The 15,675-nt window shown below is 33.0% G+C and carries 13 protein-coding genes; 8 read left to right on the plus strand and 5 right to left on the minus strand.

Annotation, left to right across the window (positions count from 1 at the left end; all coding sequences use genetic code 11):
- Window positions 1–82: IS5/IS1182 family transposase (locus JSS34_06330; GenBank protein MBS0185940.1), on the plus strand; the 82-nt coding region annotated here is incomplete at its 5' end.
- Here JSS34_06330 and JSS34_06335 read toward each other — a convergent pair.
- The 5 genes from JSS34_06335 to JSS34_06355 form a co-directional block, all read right to left on the minus strand.
- Window positions 49–2,643, minus strand: coding sequence for a hypothetical protein (locus tag JSS34_06335; GenBank protein MBS0185941.1), 2,595 nt, complete (start codon window positions 2,641–2,643; stop codon window positions 49–51). The two genes, JSS34_06330 and JSS34_06335, sit on opposite strands and share 34 nt — an antisense overlap.
- Window positions 2,644–3,077: 434 nt before the next feature.
- Window positions 3,078–3,287, minus strand: coding sequence for a hypothetical protein (locus tag JSS34_06340; protein ID MBS0185942.1), 210 nt, complete (start codon window positions 3,285–3,287; stop codon window positions 3,078–3,080).
- Window positions 3,288–3,299: 12 nt separating this feature from the next.
- Entirely contained in the window at window positions 3,300–5,621 is a 2,322-nt protein-coding gene (locus JSS34_06345; GenBank protein MBS0185943.1) for an LPS-assembly protein LptD, read from the minus strand.
- A gap of 3 nt (window positions 5,622–5,624) precedes the next feature.
- Entirely contained in the window at window positions 5,625–6,725 is a 1,101-nt protein-coding gene (locus JSS34_06350) for an LptF/LptG family permease (GenBank protein ID MBS0185944.1), read from the minus strand.
- The gene (locus tag JSS34_06355; GenBank protein MBS0185945.1) at window positions 6,722–7,852 is read right to left on the minus strand and encodes an LptF/LptG family permease; all 1,131 of its coding nucleotides are present in this window, start codon (window positions 7,850–7,852) and stop codon (window positions 6,722–6,724) included. Before JSS34_06355 ends, JSS34_06350 begins: the two co-directional genes overlap by 4 nt.
- A 142-nt stretch (window positions 7,853–7,994) precedes the next feature.
- Here JSS34_06355 and JSS34_06360 point away from each other — a divergent pair, with 142 nt between their 5' ends.
- From JSS34_06360 to JSS34_06390, 7 genes are all read left to right on the plus strand, one after another.
- Entirely contained in the window at window positions 7,995–9,284 is a 1,290-nt protein-coding gene (locus tag JSS34_06360) for a peptidylprolyl isomerase (GenBank protein ID MBS0185946.1), read from the plus strand.
- 14 nt (window positions 9,285–9,298) lie between these two features.
- Window positions 9,299–10,129 (plus strand): 16S rRNA (adenine(1518)-N(6)/adenine(1519)-N(6))-dimethyltransferase RsmA, encoded by an 831-nt coding sequence (gene rsmA / locus JSS34_06365; protein MBS0185947.1) that lies wholly within the window; start codon window positions 9,299–9,301, stop codon window positions 10,127–10,129.
- Window positions 10,130–10,189: 60 nt separating this feature from the next.
- Window positions 10,190–11,122: a leucine-rich repeat domain-containing protein gene (locus JSS34_06370; GenBank protein ID MBS0185948.1), complete on the plus strand. Its 933-nt coding sequence runs from the start codon at window positions 10,190–10,192 to the stop codon at window positions 11,120–11,122.
- 236 nt (window positions 11,123–11,358) lie between these two features.
- Window positions 11,359–11,814, plus strand: a complete 456-nt coding sequence (gene cdd / locus JSS34_06375; protein MBS0185949.1) for a cytidine deaminase — start codon at window positions 11,359–11,361, stop codon at window positions 11,812–11,814.
- Between the two features lie 203 nt (window positions 11,815–12,017).
- Window positions 12,018–14,129: a polysaccharide biosynthesis protein gene (locus tag JSS34_06380; GenBank protein ID MBS0185950.1), complete on the plus strand. Its 2,112-nt coding sequence runs from the start codon at window positions 12,018–12,020 to the stop codon at window positions 14,127–14,129.
- A 30-nt stretch (window positions 14,130–14,159) separates the two neighbouring features.
- Window positions 14,160–14,936 carry an AAA family ATPase gene (locus JSS34_06385; protein ID MBS0185951.1) on the plus strand — a complete coding sequence of 259 codons (777 nt, stop codon included), beginning with the start codon at window positions 14,160–14,162 and terminating at the stop codon, window positions 14,934–14,936.
- A complete protein-coding gene (locus tag JSS34_06390) occupies window positions 14,933–15,643 on the plus strand; it encodes an AAA family ATPase (GenBank protein ID MBS0185952.1) in 711 nt (236 codons plus the stop codon). The genes JSS34_06385 and JSS34_06390 overlap by 4 nt, the downstream gene beginning before the upstream one ends.
- Window positions 15,644–15,675 lie beyond the last annotated feature (32 nt).

Genomic DNA, 15,675 nt, shown 5'->3' on the forward strand with positions numbered 1-15,675 from the left:
AATTGCAACTCGGTACGATAAGACATCTCAAAATTTTCTAGGCGCTATTTATATGGTTGCTTCTATCTTTTGGCTCAATTGATGACACGCCCTAGTTAGCCTTCCAAAAAAGGGACGTATGAGATTATGTAAATCTCTCCGCTGCTCTAAGGATATATTCTGACCAGAATGTAATTGCGAAAAGTTTTGGATGTGATCCCAACTGAGAGATTCAGGGGTCCCGTATGTTGAAAATATTCGAACAAGTCGTGATTGTATATCTTGAGAGGTGTCTGGGTTTTGAGATATGTTCATTAAAATAGAAAAGGCTTCTCTTCTAACATCTTCATTACGTGACGTCATGATGAGTCTTTCTGCAGCAGAAATTTTCCGAGAAAGGGGACTTGTGGGATTATGTAGTATATTTAAAAGAGTGCTGGTGACCCGTTCTTTTTCTTCTCGTGTGCCAAATCTAAAGATATCTCTAACAACTTCATTCCAAGAATCTATCGGTGTTTTATCATTTTCAAAAATATGTAATAAAACATCATTCCGAAGCGTTTTTGTTGCCTCTATTTTTATTATGCATTCTACACTATTTATAAAGCTTAGGTATGAAGTTATGTCTTCAGGCAGGAGAGAAGTATTTTTAATTAAGTTTAATATTAGAATCAAAGTTCCTCTCATTTCTGCTTCCGTATAGGAAATGAGAGCTGTTACAACATCTTGCCGTCTCTCAGAGTTTTGCGTTAAAAGATGCGCGGTTAACGTGTCTTGTTGTGTTTGAGTGCCATATGCAAAAACCATTTTTAAATCATGTACATACATTTTAAAAGGCATATCGGGACAAGCAGAAATATTAGAAGATAATAAAGCACAACATTGCTCTCTTTGTGCCTCATTCCCATAGTCAAAAATTTTCCCTACCATTTGCTCATGATCGTATGTAGATATAGCCTTTGCCTTATCCTCAAGCAGAAGAAGTGCAACATCTACCATCACAGGCAAATAACTCGGCATACCCTCTTCTCTTTTAATCTTATTAAAATCAGAATTAATCTGCCTCAGAAAACTTTGATTTGACGTAAGAGCCTTAGAAAATGAAGGGTCTTTTTCACACCAAGATTTTAATAAAGAATAACTCTTTTCTTTTTGAAATGAATTTCCATATTCAACAATGTCATTTATAAGCTCTATCCTTTTTGCAAAAAATAAAGAACTACCTTTGGCTTCAAGTATAACAAGCAATACATTATAGCCTCTTTCCTTATCTTCCGCTTTAGCATCGGAAGAAGAAATTATATTTTTTGCAATTCTTATACAAGCGGCTATATCTTCTCTTTCAGTTTGAGGAAGTTCTAGAAATTTAAGGAGTAAAGACCATAATCGATGTTGAAATGATGCGCGTTGAACCTGGGCGGAAACATCTTCCAATAACGCTTGCAAATCGTTGTCTTCAATAAACAATTCAGGATTTCTTTCAAAACGTGACAAAAGAAAATTTTGGCCTTTCAGCCTATAGGAAGGAAAAGACTCAGGAGAACATTCGCAAAGACTACGAAGCGCTGTCAGAAAAGATGAGGGAGTTGTGTTTGGGTCTGTTAAGGCTTTCAAAAAAAATGAATAAAGCCGTTCTTGTTTAGATTTCTCTATATTTTTTAATTTATATATATGATCACAAAAAAGAAGGCCTTCAGCAACTTCAGCTTGGCTAGAGAAAGATAAAGAGGGATTTTGAAACAAAGAGAAAAGAAACTCTTGTGCCGAGCGTGCTTCCTTTAAGGAAGATTCATCCTTTGGAAGCCCTGTCGTATCATCATAAGAGGCGCCCCATAATATAATATCAAGTGCCACATCGATACGAGATGTTAAAGGCGCACTCTCGGACGCTAACATTTCCTTTAAAAATTTTAGGAACTTTTGTTGTTCTTCTTTAAGCGTACTATAATTCATAAGGCCATTTGCTGCATCAATCCGAACCTCTAAGCTTACTGTGTCACTCTCAAATATATCCCTTAACAAGCTTAATTGTTGATCTTTTGCATCTTGGCAATAAATTGGAACACTAAGCAGCTTACACGCTATTTGTATTTGATTTGTTTTACAAGTTTCTCTTTTTTGGAGTGTTTCTAAAAAGCTGATTTGCTTTCTTTTTAGCTCTTGAGCTTTTTCAAGCTCTGTAGGTGACTTTTCTATAAAACGTTCCGAAGAATCCCATAAACCTAGAATGCTGGGAATTCTTACTTTATCTTCAAAAGGCGTGCTTTCTCTTTGTTGCAAATCTTGAAGAAAACGTCTTTCTTCTTCTTTTTCTTCTTCATTAAGAAAAGATGAAAAAAGCAAATGGGAAGCTGCATCAATTTTGTCTGAGGACGGCACTTCATCATGTGCTTTTATGCTTTTTAAAAAAAGAACATGCTCTTTTGTCTCTGCCTCGAGATTATTTGCAAATGGATAAAAAATTGATATGCATGCATTTCTGATATATTTTTTTATTGTTTTCTCATTAAGTGATCTCCTTTTTGGAGCAGGAGAAGTTTGAAGAACTCCAGGTTTATCATCGCATTCCATTGCAAAACTTGGAAAGCTAGAAAAAAATATAACTCCAAATATAAGACCTAATATATAATTTTGTTTGTGAGATGACTTAAAAAAGTTCTGCATGGAAATTACCTAATTAAAATTAAATAAAATTTTGTATTTTTATCAATATAGGAATTTTTCGAAAAATTCAAAGTTATTATACAATATTTTAAAAACGGTGAATGTTTTATTTACATCTCTTATGGAGACTTTATTATTTTCATTATTTGTAAGAAAAATTTTAATAACCAAGATTACTTTCTTACCAAGTTCATTTCTTATTTATCTAATAAAATTTTACTCTCTATTAAGAACTTTATTAAGAACTTTACGATATAGTATCATAAAGTAAATTTTTCTTGAATTTCTCAATAAAAAAGAAGAATCGGTCTTTTACCTGTGAGCTATCTTACTGGTTTTTTATGTATACTTTCCTTCTGTGCGATAATTTAGGGTTACTATCTTAGTTTAAGAATGAATAAGTAAAAACTTTCTTTTATAAATTTAGAAATTTTCTAAGACGTTTTTTTTAAAATAAGGGTACGGTCCTTTTCTAATGTGGAAATTTCGTTTTGAGCTTTTTTTAAAGAGGGAGAAACGGGGCGCTCCCCTACTCCTGCTAAATTCGGAAAATTATCAAGATTCTCACTGCACGCACTTAACGTTAAAATTCCTAAAAAGAGATACAAACTCTTAAAAAAACAATTTTGACAGGGATTTATCATTTAGAAATTTCCTTAGTTTCCAAGTAGTTTTTGCGCCTTTTCTTGACGATTTTTAGCGCCGATTTTCAATCCTTTAAAATCAACATCTCCGATGGTTTTAAAAGAAAGTGAAAATAAAATCATGTTATCTGGGCGAATATCACGATCTTGATAGAATGTACGAATAAAGGATGTTTTAAAAATAAAACACTCATCTTCATAAATAACACCATAGCTTTGAGCTAGATTGCTGCTCCTCCTTCCTAAATTTCGAGAAGCTTGAAATACGGCTTTCCAATCGGTTGTAAATTGAGAACTTATGGATCCTGAAATTTGTTCTTTTCCATTAAAAGAAGTATCTAAATTATTTTTTGCAACAAAGAGGTAATTAGCACTTACTCTAAAAATGGCTGGCCCGATGTCAGCTCCAACTTGATTGCGCAGAGCTCTTAGTGTGTTTTTATCCCATAAGACACGGTATCGAAGTTTTGTATCGCCCGACGGATTAACAATAAAATTCCCAATAATATCTGAAAACCCTTTGTGAATCCCAAGACCTTCTGGAATAAACTTGTTTTTTGAAAACTCATAGCTTTGCCCAAGAAAAAAAGAAACACTTTTGATTTTCTCGGGATAAATTTCTATGGTTGATCCATAATTAAAGCGTTGGCCAGTATCAAGAACATCTAATCCAGGAAAACGATCTCTTCTAAAAATATTGGTTTCATCAAATTCAAAATCAAGACTATCTTCATTCGGAATATTTGTATTATTCAAGCCATTTGGAGCAGCAACAAATTGGATTTCTGGCGCGATAAGAGTTGGCATTATCTCATTATTATTAAAAAGTGGATAACGACAATCTAGAGCAAACTGAGGAAATAAACGACCTTTTTCACCCTTGAAATACTGAGTGCTCGGTTGTGTTTTATATCTATCAATATCGTAAGCGTCTCCTCTTAAGCTCGTTGTAAATGTATATAATTCACCAATTTCCCCCATAAAAGGCATTTCCCACCCTCCTTCCACAGAAAGACGCCTCACATTTGTTCCAACAGAACGATTCAGTAAAAGAAGGGAATTGTTACTAAAAAAATGATCTCCTCTTTGGCGTTGAGGACTTACATATGAATAAGAAGCAAGGGGTAAGATGTATGGTGTTATACTTTGGGATTGTTCAACGCGTGTAGGCTGAAATGCATACCCTCGGATGTCTGCATAACTTCTATCATAAAATCCTTCTGTATAGAGAGTGCTATCTAAGCTAGAGGTTTGAGGGCTTTCAACATCGTTAAAAGAATATTTTCTAATATAAGTGGGATCAGAAGCGCGGTTAATCATACCACCCGTTCTCCATGTTTCATCGAGATTAAAAATCCATTGACTTTGAATATGCCCACGAACTTCTTTCGATTTTTGAACTGATTTTCCAGCAGATTCAGCAATTCGTTTCGATTCTGTAATACTTCCAAGAGTTTCCCAAGCCCCATTTGAAAATCTTTGACGATATTCAGCAATGAGCACAGGGGTTTGTTTGGTCATGACAAGGGGTGTCAAAGTCATATCTTGTGAATCATTTATAACATAATGATAAGGAACCCCTGTAAAAGCACCAAGTCCACTTGATCCCCCAAAATAAGGTGTTAATATCCCACTTCGTTTTTTTATTATAGGATCTGCATGGCTTAAATAAGGGGTATAAAATACTGGCGTTCCTGCAAACTCCATCCAAACATCATGATAATTTACGTCTCCTTTGGATTCATCTCGAACAACCTTTATAGCTTTAATTTGCCATAAAGGAGGATCTTCGGGATTTTCTTTACAAAGATTACAAGGCGAATAGACAACTTTTTCAAAAGTTGTCAAACCCTCTTCAACGCGATTAGCAGAAATAGCACTTATGCGTCGGTTATCTTTGGTTAAAAGTCTGACAGTTTTAATAAATCCTTTTTTAAGATCATCCGTAAGCTCTATATAATTGGCTTTGTAGACGTCTCCAGTTGGTTCAAAAATAACAACATTGCCACTTGCAGTTACAAGATGGTTTTTTTCATTGACGGTAATGGTATCTGCTTCAAGAACAACCATACCGTCCTTTGTTGTCCTTATAATACGTACATTTCCACGTGCCGTCGTCGTAGCAAGAACTTCATCAAATGTTACTTCGTCTGCTTCTAAAAAAACAGGAACTTCTGGATCGTTTTGATTTTTAGAAAACGCGAGATTTAAAATAGGATTTTCCTTAACCCCGTTTGTTTTTTCTTGAGCATATCCTTCTTTTTTCAAAAAGATTAAAGAGCTAACAAAACCATAGAAAAATACTTTTTTTATATGTTTTATAAAAACATCCATTTTTTATCCATTCTCCACATGTAAAAGGAAGGAAATGCTGATGAGAATTATACTTATTGCAGGCACCCATAAAGCAAGGCCGATAGGGATTGTCATAGATAAAGCAAGGGCTCTCATTACATCATTTAGGATATAAAGTGAAAACCCTGCTAAAGTCGTTTTGCAAATTGTCCATCCCCAAGATTGTGCTCTTTCCCAATGGAAGGAGAAACAGGCCGCTAAAAGGACCATTCCAAGCATGAAAAAGGGTTTAGCTAAAAGCGATTCCCAGTAAAAACGGTGAGATATCCCAGAAAATCCAGCACGTTCCAAAATTTTAATGAAAGATGGAAGCTCCCAAAATGAAAGCGTTTCTGGTGGCGTGAAATGATCTTCAATCCCTTCTAGTGTAAAATCTGTTTTAAATAAAGTTTTAGCATGAAAAACAGGATTTTCATGAGAAAATTTTTGAGAAGCAGAAATAAGTTCCCAATATCCAGATTTTATAAAAGCTGTCTTCGCATTGATCTGCTCTTTAAAAACATCAGGGTTATCAAAAATGAAAAGCGAAACCCCTGAAAGATTTTTTAGTTGAAGATCTATGCGTTCTGCTCGAATAATTGTATAACCGTTTTCTTCTTGCTGTTTTAACCACAGGCCCGTATCAGAAAGTGTAAGCTGACTTGATTTTTGCTTTAAATAACGGAGCTCTAAGCTCTCAAACTGTTTTTTTAAAGCCGCACTTAATGGATTAAAAACGATAAGGTCAAAGCAAGAAAACAAGAAGACAGCGGATAAAATTGGAAGCAATATTTGTGCTACTGAAAGACCAGATGTCCTCATAACAATAAGTTCATAATATTTATGAAGCCGTTTAAATGTTAATACTGTTGCAAAAAGGATCAGCAATGGAATAATTTTTTGAATTATAAACGGCGTTTTTAAAAAGGCCATTTTGAAAATAAGAGATAAGCCTACATCCGTTTTAGTAGAAGCTCGTCGCATAAGCTCAACAAATTCAAAAAGTAAAATTAAAGAATAAATAATACTAAATAAAGCTCCCGTCCAAAGAGAAAAAATGCGTACAATATAAAGAGAAATTATAAGAGGGAGCTTTGTCATCATTTTTTCTCAAATTTAGGATGGTTTAATTTAAAAAAATCTGAAAGATAATTTACCTTTTTCAAAAAATAAAAAGAAAACATAATAATTAAACCAATAAAGGCATAAAAAATCCAAATTAAATTTGGAATTTTAGTCGCTAAATTAATAAAAATAAGGCTTATAACTTGAAGAAGAAGAATTCCTCCAAATGTTATAACTATTCTTGTCATAAAACCTGTTCTGCGAAAAGGGACGAGAAGAATCACTGTCACTGAGATAAGAGCATAGCTTAGAGCTAAAAAAGGAGTTAGTATTCTGCTGTGCCCTTCCACATACATTTTTAAAATATCAACTTTTGTAAATTGTGTTGAATCAGGGTTAAAAAGTTCTTTTAAAGAAAATTCACCTATTTTTCGTATACGCGTTGTCTCAGTTTTTTTTTCAGGCTTTAAAGAAACAATTGTTTGTTTAAAATAAAGAGTGTTTTGTTTTTCTGTATTTTCATTGGTTTCCTGGCGGATTCCATTATAAAGTAAAAGATGAAGCTTTGAACCTGGATCTTTTTCTAAAAACCCTTTTTCGGCAATTAAAATGTACGCAGGCTTATGGGGAGGATGAGCATAAGCAAAAATACCTGAGACTTCTCCTTTTTTATTTTTTTCTCTTATATAAACAGTCAGACCAGGAAAGTTATTAAACTCGCCTTCTTTTATGAAAGAGATGGAGGTTGTTTCTTTCAGGGTATGTTCTAAATCTTTAAGATTTTTAATGGAGTTTGGTAAAACGAATAAATTAAGAATCAAAATAAAAAATGCAACGACAACTCCCATCCCAATTGCAGGAAGAGCAATTTTAAAGTTGCTGACACCGATAGCTCTCATGATTGTTAACTCTCGATCCCAAAGTAATCTGTTATAGATAAACAAAATTGAGAAAACGAGGCTGAAAGGGAGGATTAATACAATAATATCTGGAAGCAAAAATAAAAAAAATTTAAAAAGATTTTTAAAGCTACTTACATCTGTATGGGCAACAAGTATTTCTATAAAGCGCAAAGATTGGGTAAGCAAAAGTATCCCAATAAAGATAGTACTTATTGATAAAATTGAAAACAGGAGATTCTTAAAGAAGTACCGGTAAAGAATCATTCAAAATCCTTAAAATCTTAGATTAACTTTCTAACATTAAAAACTTATACATTGCTCTTTTAAGAAAGGAAAGATATACCTTATTAGGAAGAAAAAAAATTATGTTTTTTTCAGGATCATAAAATAAGAGTTGAGCTTAAAAATGAAAAATTTTCTATGTTTGAGAAGTTCTATTTGGATTTTTAGTTTCTTATTCGTCTTAAATGCAAGTTTTTCTTTTGCTGAAGAAAGTAATAAAAACAATATGCTGACAATAGCTGCTATTGTTAATGATAAAATTATTACAATATCCGACTTAAAAAATAGGATTGATCTTGTTTTAATTGCATCTTCCATTCCAAATACAGAAGAAGCTATTCAACATCTTAAAAAGCAACTTATAAAAACACTTATTGATGAAGAACTCCAAATTCAAGAAGCTGATAAAAATGGAATTAAAATTTCTCCAGAAGATATTGAACAAGCCATCTTAGATATTGAACAAAGCAATAATATGCCAAAAGGTCAGCTTAGAGTTTTACTTGAAAGTAATAATATTCCTTTTCAAACTTTAGAAAATCAAGTTAAAGCAAATATTGCCTGGATACGCTTTATTGTAGAGGCATATGGGCCGAGTGTAAATGTATCGGATAAAGAAATTGATGATATCCTTAAAACAATTTCTAAATCACTCGATAAGCCGCAACGACGTGTTTCGGAGATTTTTCTTTCTATTGATACACCCTCTAAAGAAAAGGATGTTTTAAAAACAGCACAGGATTTTGTTAAAGATCTTAGAAATGGGGCAAATTTTGATATGTTTGCAAGGCAGTTCTCTGAAGCTCCTTCTGCCGCGCAAGGGGGGGATATAGGTTGGATTCAGCAAGGACAACTTAAAGAAGATTTAGATCAAGCTCTTTCAAATTTACAAAAAGGAATGATAAGCGATCCCGTTGTAACAAAAGAAGGGATATATATTTTTTACATTCAAGACATTGAAAAAGCGGGAGAAACCAAGCAAAGTATTATTGATTTTAAGCAATTAGCAATTAATCTTTTTGTTGATAAGTCTGAAGAAGCCCTTCTAAAAGCAAAAGAGGATATAGATAAAATTAAAAAAGAGAAGCCAACATGCCAAAACCTTGAAGTTTTAGCGCAAAGTATAAATGCCCAAGTTGAGTCAATTAATAATGTTCCTGAAAATAGACTTCCATCTTCTTTACAGAATTTAATTAAAAAACTTCCTTTAGACCAACCATCAGAAGTCGTTCCAACGGAGCAAGGAATAGGATTTTTTATGGTCTGTAAAAGATCAGAAGCGGATGCACAAGAGAACATTTTACCGGATAAGGAAATGATTCAAAAGAAAATTATGAATCAAAAATTAGAACTTGTTGCGCGAAGAGTCCTTAAGGACCTTCGTCGAGCAGCCTTTATTGAAACACGTCTTTAAAGTTAATTTTGTAAATGATGCTTCCCCCACTTCGTGATGTGATAAAATCCTCTGAATTGTGGGCTAAACGGTCATTGGGACAAAATTTTCTTTTAGATCTAAATATTACCCGCAAAATTGCAAAAGCTGCAGGATCTTTAAAAGGAGCAACTGTTATAGAAGTTGGCCCAGGTCCGGGAGGATTGACACGGGCCCTTTTAGAAACAGAAGCACATTCAGTTATTGCTCTTGAAAAAGATCCGCGAGCCCTAATTGCACTTGCTTCTCTTAAAAAAGTTTATCAAGAGCGATTAATTTTAAAAGAAGCAGATGCTTTAGAAGTGCCTCTTTATACTTTGGGAGACCCTCCACGTTATGTGATTGCGAATTTACCTTATAATATTGCAACACCTCTCTTAATGCAGTGGCTGGATCATGCATCTTTTTTTCATAAATTTATCTTAATGTTTCAAAAAGAGGTTGCTGATCGAATTATTGCTCTCCCTCATTCAAAAAATTACGGAAGACTTTCTGTTAAAGTGCAATGGTTATGTAAGGTAAAACTTATTTTAACCCTCCCTCCAGAAGCTTTTTGGCCGTCTCCAAAAGTTTCTTCAAGCGTTGTTGAAATAACCCCTTACCCAGAACCCTTATTTCAGGCTGACTCAAAAGATTTAGAATTTATTTTAAAATGTGCTTTTACAAAACGACGAAAAATGATTCGATCAAGTTTAGCGGATTTGAATGTTCCGCTAGATATTCTTTTTAAAGAAACAGAAATAAATCCTACTCAACGTGCTGAAAACCTTTCCGTGGAAGATTACTGTAAACTTACAAGAGTCTATTCTAAGTTAAAAAAAGAATGAAAAAATTTTTAAGTTTTTCTTAAAATAACGTTTTAACCGTATTTTTAGGAGCTGTTTAAAATGCCTCAAGGTAAAGGATTAATAGATTTAACAAAACAGAATCTTTCTGCTTTTCCAGAAGAAATTTTTAATCAAACAGGTCTTAAAATTTTATATCTTGATCAAAATCAAATTTCAATTATCCCCGACACCATTATAAACTTGAAGAGTCTTAAAAAATTAAGTCTTTATAACAATACTTTGACCGCTTTGCCTGACGCCTTTTTCTCTATGATTTCCTTAGAAACTGTCAATGTAAGCTGTAATGAAATAAAAAGACTCTCAGAGAAAATTAAGAACCTTAAAAACCTTCAAATATGGGATATACAACATAATAAATTAAAAAAACTTCCCAATAATATAGGAACTCTTAATAATTTAAGATTTTTATATTTAGCAGGTAACCAACTTAAAGATCTCCCCGTTTCTTGTAAAAATTTAGCAAAGCTTTTATACCTCAATTTAAGCCAAAATTGTTTTACATCACTTCCTGATTTTATTGGAAATTTATCAAATTTAATTGAACTTAGAATATATGATAATTTTATTTCTTTATTTCCAGAATCCTTTACAAACCTTTCTTCCTTAAAAGAACTTCATGCACAAAATAATACATTAAAAGCACTCCCTCTTTCTTTTGGAAATCTGAAAAATTTACGAAAAATTTTTTTTCAAAATAATCTTTTAGAACACCTTCCTGAGACAATAACTGCACTTTATCATCTCACTGACTTAGATCTTCGGTCAAATAAATTAACAAAATTGCCAGATACATTTGGAAATCTTAAGTCTTTAAGATTTCTCGATTTAAGAGACAACCTTTTAACATCCCTCCCCCTTTCCCTTAAAACACTTCCAAGACTTGAAAAACTTGATCTTAGGCTTAATAAACACTTAATTATCCCGTCTTGGATTCATAATCTTGAAGAAAAAGGATGTACAATTTTTATCTGAAATATAAGGCCTTTTTAAACAAAAATTAACTTAAGGAGTTGGTTTTTTTATGTAATAAATCATTTTCTCAGCTCTAAAATATTTTTGAAATTTTTGATTATATTAGAGTTTAGATTTTATTGTGTTAAAATAAAGTCTTATTGAAAAATATTTTAGAGGAGAGGATTAAATGAAAAAAGGAATATTCGTTATTTTTTGTAATGTCTATACAAGTTTTTACTTTAATAAATGAAATCATGGCATATGATTCTCCTAATATAAAAGAGATCTTAATAAATAAGGCCAAAGATGCCTCAAAAAATGCTTACGCCCCACATTCGAAATTTAAAGTTGGAGCTGCGGTTTTAACTGAGAATGGAAAGATCTATACAGGATGTAATGTCGAAAATGCCTCTTATGGTTTAACAATATGTGCAGAACGTAATGCAATTTTTTCTGCTGTAGCGCATGAAGGTCCCCATATGCGTCTTAAGATGATTGTTGTAAGTACAAATCCACAAGTTTCTTTAGCTTCTTCCTGTGGAGCATGTCGACAGGTTATTTCAGAATTTGCGTCTAAAGACACACGTATTATATTCCCAAAAGAAGGAGACTATATAGATGTGTCTTTAGAAGAAATTTTACCTTTACAATTTGTGTTTGTAGCTCCCTTTACAGAAAAAGCTGTGCATAAAAACAATTCCCCATCATAGATTTAAAAGATCAATTAAAGCTATAAGAAGATTTGTAAACAAAACATCGTTTTTTTGCTCATATATATTTTATAGCATATTAATGATTATACATACGAGGAAAGATAAAAAGCATCTTCATTTAAATATATATCATAAATGTTTTGTTTTGATTCTTTTTTTCCAGTATAACTATCCGTGTTATCTAACGCAAGAGAGGACACGTGAAATCTTTTATATCATTGTTTTTCTTAAAAATTAGGCTCATTTTTCAAAAAATGGGTTATTATACCCTACATGGTTTTCTTTTTTTGGGGCGTTTTTTCTTTTTGTCAGGGAAGGTTGTTTGGCTCAAAATTCAAAAATTTCTACAAAAAATTGTTGGATTAACTTATTTTAAAAAAATTTCTCAAAAACGATCTATTGCTTTTTTCCATGATATTATCATTTCGCTCTTTTCTTATTATATAACGCTTTCTCTCTATGGAAGGCATTTTATTAAAACACTTCCTCTTATAATACTTTCGATTGAAGAAACTTTATTTTCTCTCTCGACAGCCGGTATTTTGTTTTTATGCGGACTTTATGGAAAACCTTTTCGATACCCTCTTTCTCTTCAAGTCTTAGAACATACAAAAATTGCAATTTTAAGTTGTCTTGTATATGCACCTTTATTTTTTATAACCACGCGTAATATAGAATTTCCTGCTTCCTTTCTTTTTGCACTTGGCTTTGTTTTTTTATCGGGCCTTATTCTACCAAGAGTCTTTTATTTTTCGTTTTTTGAAAAGAAATCAAGATTTATTCAGGAGGCCTCTCTTACCGATGTGATGGAACGAGGAATTTTTTCCTCTCAAGCGTCTTCTTCTAAACAAAATATTCTTTTAATAGGACGCTGCCCTTTTTTAGAGAATATATTAAAATCTTGCTCCCATGAAAAATCTCCTTTTAAGATTGTGGGGTACATTACCGACAAGAATTCTACTAAAGAAATAGAACTTGGGGATATTCCAATTCTAGGTGACCTGCAAAATCTTTCTTCAATCATTAAGACTTTATATCAACATGGAATTAAACTTGATTTTATTGCTGCAATTGATATCAATGAGTCTGCAAAAAATTTCCAATTTTTGTTGAAAACAACGGATGAATTTAAAACTCCTATCAAACGATTAATCCCATCTATTTCAAAGTCAGAGATTCAGGTCGATTATTTGCCTTATATTTTTAGATCTCTAACCTTGGAAGACCTTCTTGATATCCATCATTCTTCTTTTGACTCCGAGGTACTTCATCAATTCATTCATAATCATCGTATTTTAATAACGGGAGCAGGAGGATCTTTAGCAGGGGCGCTTATTCAAAAGCTTGCTTCCTTAAAGCCTCAATATCTTAGTTTTATAGATCATTCAGAAGAAAATCTTTTGAAACTTGATGTTTATATTCAAAAGCACTTCCCTCATCTTTCTCGATCTTATATTTTATGTGACATTACAAATAAAGAGCGCCTTTTAAAGATTTTTGAGCAAGAAAATCCAACCTATGTGTTTCATCTTGCTGCCATTAAAAGCGTCCCTTTTGCAGAAATGAACCCGGATGCAGCTGCGCTTACAAATATTCTTGGGACACGGAATGTTCTTGAGGCTGCGCATGCACAAAATGTGAAACTGGTCGGTATGGCTTCTTCCACGTCCTGCTCAAAGCCTCAAAATGTTTTAGATGTTACAAAACGGATTTCGGAAATTATTTGCCAAAGTTTTGATACTTCGATCGGAATTTCTCCTCAAGGGACACGTTTTATTGTCTGCCGATTTGATAATTTAATAGACTCTTCAGGTTCTATAACAGCTCTTTTTGAAGACGAAATTCGCCATAAGGGACCTTTACTTCTCACCAGACCTGATGATGAACGTATTTTTATCCCTCTTAAAGATGCTGCCCTCTTGTTTTTGAAGGCTTGTTTGATAGGTGGAAGTCCTTCTCAAGAGACAGGAGCCCTTTATGAAGCAAGGATAAGCACACCCATAAAAATAAAAGAGATTGCAGATTTCATGTGCCTTTTGAAAGGTCTTACGCCTCAAAAAGATATAAAATATAAAATTATTGGTCCTCGCCCTGGAGAAGAAACACCAAGAAAATTTTTAATACCAGGCTATTCTGAGAAAGAGACAACTTCTTATAAAGGGCTTTTTAAAATTAAAACAAACCCTCTTCCAGATCCTTCTGCTCTTCATCAAGCTACAAATGAACTCAATGAGACCACTTCTCACAATCGCACACAACAAACGCTTAGAATTCTCCATTATTTAGTTCCAAGTTATAAAAAGAAAACATGATAAAAAATAAAGAGAAATATACACGTCTATATGATATATTTTCTAAGAATTAAGAAGCATAGGATAACAGAGCTGCAAGATAAAACTTATACCATAAATATTGGCGTTGATGATTTTAAAAAAATGGCAACCAGCAATACCCTGTTTGTTGATAAGACGTCTTTTATTTATGCTCTTCTTGGAAGCGAATATCACGTCACTCTTATCACGCGTCCACGCCGATGGGGAAAAACTCTGAATATGACAATGCTTCAATACTTTTTTGGAATCCCTGTTAAAAATAACGGGGACATCAATGAAGAAGAATTCTCGAAAAAACAAGCTGTCTTCTCAAAATTGAAGATTGGAGAACATCTCAATATCATAGAAAATTATCTTGGAAAATTTCCCGTAATTTTTGTCTCTTTTAAAGAGATTAAAGGAAATGAATTTGAGATGACCCAAATGAAAATTAAAGAGCTTATTTATGGACTTTATGAGACCCATAAATACCTTCTTCAGAGTGATAAACTCGATGACATTCAAAAAACACTCTTTAAAAAATTTATAACAAAATCATTTGATTTAGCTGAATTAGAAAAAAGCCTTTTTTATTTAAGTAAGATGCTTTCTACGCATTTTGATCAAAAAGTTTTCATTTTAATTGATGAATATGACACACCTTTAAATGATTGGTACGCTGTTCAACTTGCACAAGAGGGTATTTCTGTTACGAAAGATAAGTATTTTCAGAGTGTTTTAAGTCTTTTCAGGGGAATTCTCAGCAGTGCTCTTAAAGGAATGAATATCTTGAAAAAGGTATTGTGACAGGTATCTTGCGCGTTGCAAAAGCAAATCTTTTTTCGGGGCTTAATAATTTTGGAGAAGATTCAATTTTAGATAAAAAGTATGCCGAATATTTTGGATTCACAGAGAAAGACGTCAATATGCTCCTCCATAGGTCTAAGATGGATCAAAATCCAGAAACAGCTCAAACCTTAAAGTCTTGGTATAATGAATACAACATTGGAGAACTCACCATTTATAACCCCTGGTCCATTATGAATTGTCTCGCGAATGCAGGAGAGTATAAAGCCTATTGGGTTGGAACAGCCAGTACCGCTCTTATCGAACAAGCGCTTATTATGGATAAGTTTCAAGAAGATATACAACGGCTTGTTAAGGGAGAAACCATTGAGATGATTGCGAATTCTAAAATGGTGTTTACAGATATCAAATCCTCTTCCAACGCTCTTTATAATCTTTTGTTGTTTTTAGGGTATTTAACAGCTGAAAAAGCAAAACAAGAACTTGATGGTATCACCTATATCTGCCAAGTCAAAATCCCTAATTATGAAGTAAAAGGGGTTTTTATGACATCAGTCGTTGAATGGATCGAAAGCAAGTTTAAGACAGATGCAAGATCTTACAGAACCTTTGTAACACAACTTCTCTCAGGAGATGTTCCAAAATTTATAGAAACTCTTAAGGTGTATCTTAATACATCCGCAAGTTATACTATTTCCATAAATTAAAATAACAAATAGACTTTTAAAAAGAAAAGAGA

This window comes from Pseudomonadota bacterium, from assembly GCA_018242545.1.
GTDB lineage: Bacteria > Pseudomonadota > Alphaproteobacteria > 16-39-46 > 16-39-46 > 16-39-46.